Below are 10,846 nucleotides of genomic sequence, written 5' to 3'. Positions count from 1 at the left end.
GGTGTGGGGTGTAGGGTGTGGGGTGTAGGGAGATTAAATAAAAGCAATCTCCTATCTCCTGTTAAGATTCGCGTAAAACGTAGCCGACACCGCGCACGGTATGAATGAGGCGTTTTTGACCACCAGCTTCCATTTTCAGGCGTAAATAGCGAATATATACCTCAATAACGTTTGATTCTCCTTGAAATTCATCTCCCCAGACATTTTCGAGAATTTGATCCCTTGATAATACTTCTTTCGGGTGAATCATCAGGTAGCGGAGCAGTTCAAATTCCTTCATCGTCAACTCAATATTTTTGTTCTTATAGGAGAGACGACGAGTGGCTAAATCCAATACTAAGTCACCGAAGCGCAATTGTTCGGGGATAGTTTCCATCGGTTGCAGGTAAAAACGGATTAATTTGAGGAAAGATTGCGAATTATAGGGTTTGAGAAAATAATCGTCGGCTCCCGCTTCCAAACAGGCGAGACGTTCTTCTAGGGTTTCTTGAGATACTAATAAAATAATATAAACGCGACTTCCCTGGGAACGTAAACGACGACAAAACTTTACACCGGCCTCCGCCGCGAGGAGGCGATCGAGTATAATCATCGCTGGCTGCCAACTTTCCACTTCTGGGAAAGCGCTATCAATGCTAGGCACAATCAGGGGACGATAACCTGCTTCTTGCAAGTTCGCACTAGCTAGTTTAGCGATATTCTCCTCAATTCCCACCAAGAGAATCGAAGAACTCAGAACTGGTGTACTCATTAGTCGGCAGCGGTAAAGAAATAGGAAAGATAGGGAGGCGACTGGCCAATTATACTTAATTCATTCTTGCCTAACCGATTTTAGATAAAAAAGTTAACGCTGTGGTGCGTTGGACAAAATTACCATTGACAGACCAACCGGTCACTCGATCGGGGGACGACCAGAGGCTAAGATGATCTACAGGGGGATCCGCATAAAAATTTTCTCCACCGCTACCCAATAAACAGGAACTCCAATGGGTAAAATAATCATGACTAAGGCGATAAATGGGAAAATTACCGATTAATGGCACTCCCCACCCGTCCAGAGCCATTAAAGCTCGAATTTTCACCCCTTGAGCTTGCCAATAATAGGCTAAAGCGATCGCATTTACCACCCCCGCACTAAACCCAATCAAGGTTAGGTCTTCTCCGGGTAAAAAAGCTTCATTTAAGCAAGAAAAAGGAGAAATAATAATATAGGAGCGTAATTTGACCGATTTGCTCCCCAGATGTCCTAAAAAATCCTCCGTCAATCTAGAATCATGAAAACCAGTACAAATCACTAAGGTATTGACACTCCCGTCCTTAAAAGCGAGGGATTCTTGGTTCATAGAGTTTCCTTAATTAGTAGTTTAAATGAGCCTAAACCCTTAAATAGAGCTTGCTGAATAAATCTAAAAACCTTGTTGGGTAAGACTTTTAGACTTTTGGGAAATCAAAAAGTACTGGCTATCGGAGTGATCGGGGGTAAAATTCAGGTACTTTTTCCCTGAAAATTAGGTAATTGACCACATGAAAATGGGTAAAACCCTACACCCTACACCCTACACCCCACACCCTGCCCCCACGAGAAACTTTTTCAGCAAACCCTAAATAGCCTGGAATCCAACAAAGCAAAAAGCTTTTTTTATTAAAATTGCTTTTTTGAATTCTGGTGAGCCTTACTTGGCAAGGCTTGCGTCGATTATTTTCTGCTAACATATCATAACTACTCTAGAAGAGCCATAATTGTTAAGAAAATGACGCAAATTACCGTTATTGGTGCAGGGATTGGCGGACTAACGGCGGCGGCATTATTGGCGCGTCGAGGTTATCAAGTCACAGTATATGATCAGGCGCTTGTCCCCGGGGGTTGTGCCTCGACTTTTTCCCGTCGGGGTTTTACTTTTGACGTGGGGGCAACTCAAGTGGCAGGATTAGAAGTAGGGGGCATTCATCAGCGCATTTTTGCCGAATTAGGGATAGATTTACCCGATTCTGTCCCCTGCGATCCCGCCTGTGCCGTTTTTCTGCCGGGGGAAACCACTCCGATCAATGTCTGGCGCGATCGGCAAAAGTGGCAAGAGGAAAGACAAAAACAATTTCCGGGCAGCGAACCTTTTTGGCAATTATTACAAAAACTCTTTCAAGCAAGTTGGCGTTTTCAAAGTCGCGATCCAGTTTTACCCCCGCGCAACTGGTGGGATTTAGGGCAATTAATCGCCGCTTTGCGTGTAGATACTGCCATTACCTTCCCCTTTACTTTGATGACTGTGGGCGATGCTCTGCGATTATACGGCTTAGAGAGGGATAAACGCCTAAAAACCTTTCTGGATCTCCAGTTAAAGCTTTATTCCCAAGTTACTGCCGATGAAACCGCTTTACTTTATGCCGCCACCGCTTTAGCAGTTTCTCAGTCTCCCCAAGGTTTATCCCACCTTCAGGGTAGTATGCAAGTATTAAGCGATCGCCTAGTAACAGCTTTGGAAAAATACGGCGGTAAATTGCAAATGCGCCACACAGTGGAAAAAATACTGACAGAAAAGGGAAAAGCCACGGGAATTATCGTCAGAAATCAAAAAAATGGTCAAATATATCCAGAAATGGCCGATGAGATTGTCGCTAATATCCCGATCCAAAATTTACCACAATTAATCGATCGCGAAGCCATTCCCAGTCTTTATCACCGGAGAATCGAAAAACTTCCCCCCGCATCCGGTGCTTTTGTGGTTTACTTAGGAGTCGATCGCGCTGCTATTCCCCCCGATTGTCCTCCCCATTTGCAATTCCTCTACGATTACGATGGCATAATCGGCGAAAATAACTCTTTGTTTGTTTCCGTGAGTAAAGAAGGAGATGGCCGCGCTCCAGTGGGAAAAGCGACGATTATTGCTTCTTCCTTCACCGATACCAGTCTTTGGTGGCAAAAAGGAGAAGATAATTATCAGCAATTAAAAGCAGCATACACCCAAGAGGCGATCAATCGTCTCGGTAATTATTTCCATCTTAGTCCTGATCACATCGTTCACATCGAATCAGCTACACCTCGCACTTTTGAACGGTTTACGGGGCGAAATCAGGGCATTGTCGGCGGTATTGGTCAAAGATTGTCCACTTTTGGCCCTTTTGGAGTAGCGACGCGCACTCCGATCCCCCATCTTTGGTTGGTGGGAGATTCCACCCATCCGGGAGAAGGCACTGCCGGAGTCAGCTATTCGGCACTCACGGTAGTTAGACAGATTGAGAATCAATTAAGTAGTCGTGCAAAATAAATTTCCTAGTGAAGATAGGCAAGAGGCAATAGGCAATAGGCAATAGGCAAAAGCTTTATCGAAATGTGTAATTAATTTTGCTTAGGTACTTAGCTTCTAGTTAGCCGTAATTATGAATTATGAATTGGGAAGAATAAATAAAAGCAATCTTCTGAATACTGATAACTGATAACTGATAACTGATAACTGTTATAAAGCGCCAGCTGCCGTGCGATCGAGTATTCCCGCTCCTAGATGAGAGGTAATATTAATTGCTTGCAGGACTGGTTGAGAGTCAACTCCTTTGGGATAATCGATCACACTAACCGCGCCATTTCCCTGTTTAATATTCCAGAAATTAGCGGGTTTTAAACCCAATAAATAACAAAGAATCACCTTATTAATGGCATCGTGAGCTACTACCATAATTGTCTTAGGACTATCGCTATTACTATAGGTTTTAACGATTTGCTGCCAACAAGCGATCGCTCGATCCCAAACTTCCTGTAAATTCTCCCCTTCCGGCATTTGCACGGTTTCTGGGGCATTTTTCCAGTCTTCTAACATCCCGGGGAAACTCGCTTCAATTTCCTCCTCTAATTTACCTTCCCAAAGTCCGTGACAGATTTCTGTCAGCTCTACTTGGGTATCTAAGGTGACATTGGGATGATATTGCAGGATAATTTGGGCAGTTTCCTTGGGACGGGACAAAGGACTGGTGACAGCGTGATCGATCGCCGTTTCTCGCAGAAATTCGGCGGCTTTCTCAGCTTGAGCTTTGCCATTATCATTGAGAGGAATATCGCGCACACCTTGAAAACGTTTATCCCGATTCCATTGGGTTTCTCCGTGACGCACAAGCAGCAGCCTAGATCCTTGCAAAGGAGGACGCGGTGGGGGTAAAGCTATCCCTAAGTGTGCCGTTTGATTGAGGGATTCCACCTGGACAGGATCACCAAAATCACCCGTAAAATTGAGAACATTAACGCAACAGTTAGATTGTTGTAGGGAATGGTATAAGGAAACTGGAATACCGATGGCACTGAGGATTAAACAGCGATTAATGCCGTTATGGGCAACAATGAGGATAGTTTGGCCCTCGTGTTGGGGAATAATTTCTCGCCAAAAATCCTGCGCTTGTTGATAGAGGGAGAGAACGGGATAATGTTCTTGACCATCGGGCAGTATCATCTTAAATTCATGAGGTTTTTGGTGCCAATCCCGATATTCTTGGGGGTATTGAGCTTTTACCTCCTCTTTGACCATATTTTCCCAGATAGGCAGATCGATTTCTAGTAACTGCGAAGTGGGTTGAATGACGGGAGAGTGATTTAAACGAGACTGAATCACCTCAGCAGTAGATTTGGCTCTTTGGAGAGGACTACAGTAAAAAGCGGCGATATCGATTTGACTGAGGGCATTTCCTACTTTTTCCGCGTCCAGATGCCCTTTTTCCGTCAAAACCGAGCCATCACTGCGACCTTGTATTTTCTGCTCTGCGTTATAACTGCTTTGTCCATGACGAACAATAATCACACGAGTAGCCAAGCGGTTCAGTCTCCTTAACTAAAAGTCTCAATATCAGATTACAGGCGATCGGGATCGGAGTACAAATCAGTGATCAGTAATCAGTAATTATTATAGTTTACTTGTACTAAAATATCGCCTACAGTTTCAAGGCAGCACAGCATATCAAAACTTCCTGATATAACAATCTCTTTGGGATCAAGGGTTTGGCGGTTTTATCAAGAAACCATGACAATGTACTTGGTCAAAATCGGAATCTTGCTGTTTAATAGGTATTTATAACAAGCGATTCCCTTGATCCCCATCGAGTGGGTCTCTTGTTCACAAAGCAATCGATGAGTAGTTGAAGGATTACCCAGATCACTGCTTTTGCAAATGCCCAAAAACATTTGCCGTCGTAACTAATCGGAGAGCGTCAACTCATGGTTCCAGAATACCCCCCCTTAGATGAGATGACCTTGCGGCAACTACGACGAGTTGCCAGTCAATACAGCATCTCTCGTTACAGTCGGATGCGGAAAACGCAATTAATCGAGGCAATTACCCAAGCTATGGGAGTAAGCGGCAATTTTAAATCTATTATTAAAGAGGAAAAACCAGTGGAAGCAGCAAAATTTGAATTAGGTCAAGCTAACCCGATCGAAGATATTCTAGGTTCAGTGGATGATGGTTTAGGAGATCTGCCCGGTGGCTACGGGGAAAATCGCATTACCCTCCTACCTCGCGATCCTCAGTGGGCCTATGCTTACTGGGATATCCCCAACGAATCAAAAGAAGATCTCCGTCGTCAAGGAGGACAACAGTTAGCCCTGCGTCTTTATGATGTCACCGATATCGATATCAATAGCCAAGGCGCGCATAGCGTCCAAGAATATCTCTGTGATGAATTGGCCCGGGAATGGTACTTACCGATTCCGGTCAGCGATCGAGATTATGTTATCGATATCGGTTATCGTTGTGCTGATGGACGTTGGTTAGTTTTGGCCCGTTCTCCTTTAGTGCGGATTCCTCCCGTCTATCCTTCCGACTGGATTGAAGATATTTTTGTCACCGTTAACTGGGAAGAAGAACTGGTGGGTAAAACTGTTTACGAACTCGTTCCCCCCAGCAAACGCTACGACAGCAGCACCGGAACCACCGGAAGCCCTATCTACGACCAAATTTTCGAGAGTGTCGGCGATATCGAGGCCCTACGGGTGGCTGGTTCCTTGTTTGGTTCCATGCAGCACGTCGCTGGTTCCGTACCGATGTCGGAAGTGATCAGTTCTTATGTATTCCCCTCCGGGGTTGGTATGTGGGCAGTTCCCACGGTATCGGGACTAACCGCTTCCGGTATCGGGATGACTGCTTCTGGTATCGGTATGGGTGCTTCGGAAACCCTACAACGTCCGCGCAAATTCTGGTTAGTTGCCGATGCAGAATTAATCGTCTATGGTGCCACCGAACCCGATGCCACCGTAACTATCGGTGGTCGTCCGATTAAACTCAATCCCGATGGCACTTTCCGCTATCAGATGTCCTTCCAAGATGGTTTAATCGATTATCCAATTATGGCCGTGGCCGCCGATGGTGAACAAAATCGTTCTATCCACATGAAATTTACCCGGGAAACCCCCTCTCGCAATACCAACACTAAAGATGAGGCGGTTCTAGAATGGTTATTCTAGATCGGGTTTTCTAACGTTACCAAAGCCAACCTAATTACTTCCCCCTAACTGAGATTCAGTTAGGGGATTTTTTTCGAGAAGATAACGGCAAGCTACCGAGGGGGTTGCTTGCCGCTATCAACTTCTATTCCCAAATCTGACAGCTTAGATCGCCCGATTTTTGGGAAAGACGCAGATTTTCACCGTAATCGACGGGAACATCGATCACCGTAGGCACCTCTTGCCGGAAAGCCTCCTCTAGTGTCGGGATCAAATCCTGAGTAGATTCCACCCGATAGCCTTTTAATCCCATACTTTCGGCAAATTTAACAAAATCGGGATTACCAAACTTAATAAAAGAAGATGTCCCAAAATAGTTTAACTGCTTCCATTCGATTAAACCGTAACCGCCATCATTAAAGATGAGAGTGACGAAGGGAGTTCCCACCCGCAAAGCTGTCTCCAATTCCTGACAATTCATCATAAAACCGCCGTCTCCCGTCACCGCCACAATGCGCTTATCGGGATGAACTAACTTAGCGGCGATCGCACCAGGGATAGCAATACCCATAGCGGCGAAACCGTTAGAAATAATGCAAGTATTAGGACAATCGGAGTGATAATGGCGGGCCATCCACATTTTATGAGCGCCCACGTCACAAATAGCGATATCTTCCGGTCCCATTACCTGACGCAGATCGTAGATCAATTTTTGTGGCTTGATCGGAAAACCCGTATCATTGGCATAGGTTTCGTAATCGGCCCGAATTTCCGTCTTTAATCCCGCGGTGACAGGAGTTGGTTTATTCTGGCGATCGGCCCGTTTGAGGATATCGATGAGAGAATCGGTGATATCACCCACCACTTCCACCACCGGAGCATAACTGCTGTCAATTTCCGCTGGAGTCATGCCGATGTGAATAATCGGTAATTTCCCGTCTGGATTCCATTTTTTCGGCGAATACTCGATTAAATCGTAACCAACAGCGATAATTAAATCACTGCGATCGAAGGCACAACTAATCAAATCCCGTTGCTGTAATCCTACCGCCCAAAGAGCCAGAGGATGGGTATAGGGAATCACCCCCTTACCCATAAAAGTGTTAGCCACAGGTATATTCAAGGCCGTGGCGAATTCCGTTAAAGCCTCACTAGCATTAGCGCGAATTGCCCCATTTCCCGCCAAAATCAAGGGATTTTTCGCTTTAGAAATCACCGCCGCCGCCATGTTCAAAGTCCGATAGGAAGCGTAAACTTTTTCCTGACTATCGAGGGGCAAAGGACTACCATCGGCAGCCATAGCGGCGATATTTTCGGGAAGATCGATATGAACTGCCCCCGGTTTCTCACTTTGGGCGGTTTTAAAGGCTCTCCGTACCACTTCTGGGGTGATACCCGGCCGCACGATTTGTTTATTCCATTTCGTCACTGGGGCGAACATGGCCACCAGATCCAGGTATTGATGGGATTCAATGTGCATCCGATCTGTTCCCACCTGGCCAGTGATAGCCACCAAGGGCGCCCCATCGAGGTTAGCATCGGCTACCCCTGTCATTAGGTTAGTCGCCCCCGGTCCTAAGGTGGAGAGACAAACCCCCGCTTTTCCCGTTAAGCGTCCATAGACATCGGCCATAAAAGCGGCGCCCTGTTCGTGACGGGTGGTGATAAATTTGATCGAGGAGTTTTTTAGGGCTTCCAAAACATCGAGGTTTTCTTCCCCGGGTAGCCCAAAAATATACTCGACCCCTTCATTCTCTAGACATTTAACTAGAAGTTCGGCTGTGTTTAATTCCCCCATAGTTCCCTCCTGTAGAGCTTACTTCATCAGTAAAGTCTCTAGAGATAGTTCATCCCGGCGGATTGAGGTTGTTGCGCTCAACTCGTCGGGATGATATCAGTAGACTATATGTACCAATGTAGCTGACTAAAATTTTGTTTAAGTCTATCCATATACCATTGTGACTTAAATCTTGACCCTTGGCAGATTATTTATTAGCACAATTGGGGAGAATTTTTTTTAGGCCGTTAATTCTTCGGCGGCGTGAGCTAGTTGGGCGGCGACTTTGGCTAGATAGGGACGACTTAACCACCAGATAAACGGGGACAGCCAACCGCGCAGGGTGACAGAATAGGAAATATAAGTACCACAGAGGGTTGATTCTACTTGGTAGGTCATTTTCTGTTCCATGCCGGGGATAGCGAGAACTCTGAGGCTGAGGAGTTCCCCAGGGCGGACATTTTCCACGAAAACCCGGATAGGAATGGGAGTCAGACGGGTGACAGCTTGATATATTAACCCCGGTTTAGCGATTAAACCCAGGGGAACATCAGCCTTGGCAATCAAAGGATGCCAAGAGACATCGGCCACATTGATTAATTTTTGCCAGAGGACATCGACGGGGGCGCTACTGACCACCCGATAGGTTTTGTAGAGTGAAAACTTACAGAATAGTCTGCCTTTGGCCGCTACAATCCTTAGGGAAAAATTGAGAATCACCGATCGCCCCCCCGCAAAAATAATCCAGGTAATCTTCCATTGTAAAAAATAAATGGCTTTCTGGGAGTGTGGGCTTTTTATAATTTTAACTTAGCGTCAGCAGAAGTCCCGCGCTTGAGTGCGATCGAATGAATGCTCTATTTAATTTGCTGTCATAACGTATCAAGTCGGAGTGATCGCTAGACTAAAGAGATAACCAAATAGCCTCCGATGCCTATCGTCCCCAACGACTGAGGTCAGCTATTCCCGCCGTCGTCAAGTTTTTCTCCTGTCAGAGTTTGATACAATTGTCTAGGATTGGGACTTCTGCAAGGGATTGGGACTATACGGCTGATTTAGCCATTAGGTATCTATTTCATGCTCAGACCCTCAATGAATAAATAGGCTGAAGCAGTTGAGTTTGCTCAAGCGTTCATAAACGTGATCGAGGATACAGTTTATCGGATTAGGGAGTTTCCAACCCTTAGGCTGTCATTGGTGTTCTCTATACGGTGGTGATTCGGTAGTAGTGATGGCGGCTTAATCCTTTGCTTTGCTGTGCATTGTAGTCATGGATAAAATACCAAACAGTTCCCCAACGTGATTCTCCATTTTTTTAGAGAAAGATAGACTCTCTCTCACCAGCCGAGAAATCCTTTGTCAAAAGGTATTATTTAATCTTTCAATAGGATTAGTTTGACCAGTTTCTTTACCTACTGCCCGATGACGTTTACTAGGAATTACTGTCTTATAGGACTCCCAAAAGTCTGTGTAAGCAACAGCGCATTGTCGGTAAACACCGGGTAAACTGGCCCCAAAGTTTTTTTGCTGATTGACGACTCCTATCTCCGCGCATAGCAACCAATAATTTCCCTTGTCTTTCTATCAATTGCCAGCCAAATATAAACCTTTATCGTCTTCCCAAGTGGTAATTACATCAATCTTCAGATTCCGCAAAGCTTGCACGACCGAGCGTTGACCCGCATCTTCATCAAAGTAGAGACGGATTTGACTCATTACAATTCACCGGCTCGATATCGGGATTCCCAGTCTTCACAATCCGCTCGGTAAGCATCGGTATCGGCTTCTATCCGTTCTTTATTCGCGTGATAATACGCTAGAGCGCTATAAATTTGAGCCAGATTTAACTAGCGATCGCTTCGGCACTCATTCCCGTTTTATGATCCATGACTAAACTTTAAATCGTGATTCTAGTTCCCGCAATCCGGAGACGGGCATTACAAATATCTGGACTAGCAACAATAAATTCGCTAATATCAATGCCTGTAGCCATATTTTCGCCTAGAGAATTCCCTTTTCATTGTACCCCGTTCCCCAATTCTAACAACAAAAAAGCACCCCCTCGCAGGAGTGCCTTTTCGTTCAGACTAGGAATTAACCATTGATAGCAGGAGCGGTCAGAGCTACAGGAGCCTGTTCACCACTAGCTAAGTCTAAGGGGAAGTTGTGAGCGTTGCGCTCGTGCATTACTTCCATACCGATACCAGCGCGGTTCAGCACATCGGCCCAAGTACCAATTACACGACCTTGAGAATCGAGAATCGACTGGTTGAAGTTGAAACCGTTGAGGTTAAACGCCATGGTGCTAACACCCATTGCCGTAAACCAGATACCGATTACCGGCCATGCACCTAAGAAGAAGTGCAGAGAACGGCTATTGTTGAAAGAAGCGTATTGGAAGATTAAACGTCCGAAGTAACCGTGAGCGGCAACGATATTGTAGGTTTCTTCTTCTTGACCGAATTTGTAACCGTAGTTCTGAGATTCGATTTCAGTGGTTTCACGCACTAAAGAAGAAGTTACTAGGGAACCGTGCATTGCACTGAACAAGGAACCGCCGAACACACCAGCAACACCTAACATATGGAAGGGGTGCATCAGAATGTTATGTTCTGCTTGGAACACGAACATAAAGTTAAAGGTTCCAGAGATTC

8 protein-coding genes and 2 pseudogenes are annotated in these 10,846 nt (G+C 45.5%); 2 read left to right on the top strand and 8 right to left on the bottom strand.

The features are described from left to right. Positions 1–61 precede the first annotated feature (61 nt). Together nblR and IQ224_RS17490 are read right to left on the bottom strand one after the other, a co-directional pair. Positions 62–751 carry a response regulator transcription factor NblR gene (nblR, locus tag IQ224_RS17495; protein ID WP_002744217.1) on the bottom strand — a complete coding sequence of 230 codons (690 nt, stop codon included), beginning with the start codon at positions 749–751 and terminating at the stop codon, positions 62–64. Between the two features lie 70 nt (positions 752–821). Then, entirely contained in the window at positions 822–1,343 is a 522-nt protein-coding gene (locus tag IQ224_RS17490; protein ID WP_002736927.1) for a hypothetical protein, read from the bottom strand. A gap of 408 nt (positions 1,344–1,751) precedes the next feature. Here IQ224_RS17490 and crtD point away from each other — a divergent pair, with 408 nt between their 5' ends. Further along, positions 1,752–3,263: a C-3',4' desaturase CrtD gene (gene crtD, locus IQ224_RS17485; protein ID WP_002744220.1), complete on the top strand. Its 1,512-nt coding sequence runs from the start codon at positions 1,752–1,754 to the stop codon at positions 3,261–3,263. Positions 3,264–3,452: 189 nt separating this feature from the next. On the opposite strand, the gene IQ224_RS17480 is transcribed toward crtD, so the two are convergent. Next, positions 3,453–4,790, bottom strand: coding sequence for a histidine phosphatase family protein (locus IQ224_RS17480; protein ID WP_194033282.1), 1,338 nt, complete (start codon positions 4,788–4,790; stop codon positions 3,453–3,455). A 401-nt stretch (positions 4,791–5,191) separates the two neighbouring features. On the opposite strand from IQ224_RS17480, the gene IQ224_RS17475 reads away from it, so the two are divergent. Beyond that, on the top strand, positions 5,192–6,436 hold the full coding sequence (locus tag IQ224_RS17475) for a DUF4912 domain-containing protein (RefSeq protein WP_002744224.1): 1,245 nt from the start codon (positions 5,192–5,194) through the stop codon (positions 6,434–6,436). 124 nt (positions 6,437–6,560) lie between these two features. Here the strand turns inward: IQ224_RS17475 and IQ224_RS17470 are convergent, their stop codons facing one another. The 5 genes and pseudogenes from IQ224_RS17470 to IQ224_RS17450 all read right to left on the bottom strand — a co-directional run. Next, on the bottom strand, positions 6,561–8,213 hold the full coding sequence (locus IQ224_RS17470; RefSeq protein ID WP_002744226.1) for an acetolactate synthase large subunit: 1,653 nt from the start codon (positions 8,211–8,213) through the stop codon (positions 6,561–6,563). Between the two features lie 219 nt (positions 8,214–8,432). Then, positions 8,433–8,912, bottom strand: a complete 480-nt coding sequence (locus tag IQ224_RS17465; protein WP_002735718.1) for a hypothetical protein — start codon at positions 8,910–8,912, stop codon at positions 8,433–8,435. A 484-nt stretch (positions 8,913–9,396) separates the two neighbouring features. Beyond that, a pseudogene (locus IQ224_RS24305) lies at positions 9,397–9,811 on the bottom strand (IS1 family transposase); the annotation flags it as partial. Continuing rightward, positions 9,777–9,908 (bottom strand): hypothetical protein, encoded by a 132-nt coding sequence (locus IQ224_RS24685; protein WP_255527476.1) that lies wholly within the window; start codon positions 9,906–9,908, stop codon positions 9,777–9,779. The pseudogene IQ224_RS24305 and the gene IQ224_RS24685, both read right to left, overlap by 35 nt. A gap of 378 nt (positions 9,909–10,286) precedes the next feature. Further along, positions 10,287–10,846 (bottom strand): annotated as a pseudogene (locus IQ224_RS17450) (photosystem II q(b) protein); the annotation flags it as partial.

The organism is Microcystis sp. LEGE 00066, from assembly GCF_015207925.1.
In the GTDB taxonomy this organism is placed as follows: domain Bacteria; phylum Cyanobacteriota; class Cyanobacteriia; order Cyanobacteriales; family Microcystaceae; genus Microcystis; species Microcystis ichthyoblabe_A.
This window is presented reverse-complemented; position numbering and strand designations above follow the sequence as displayed.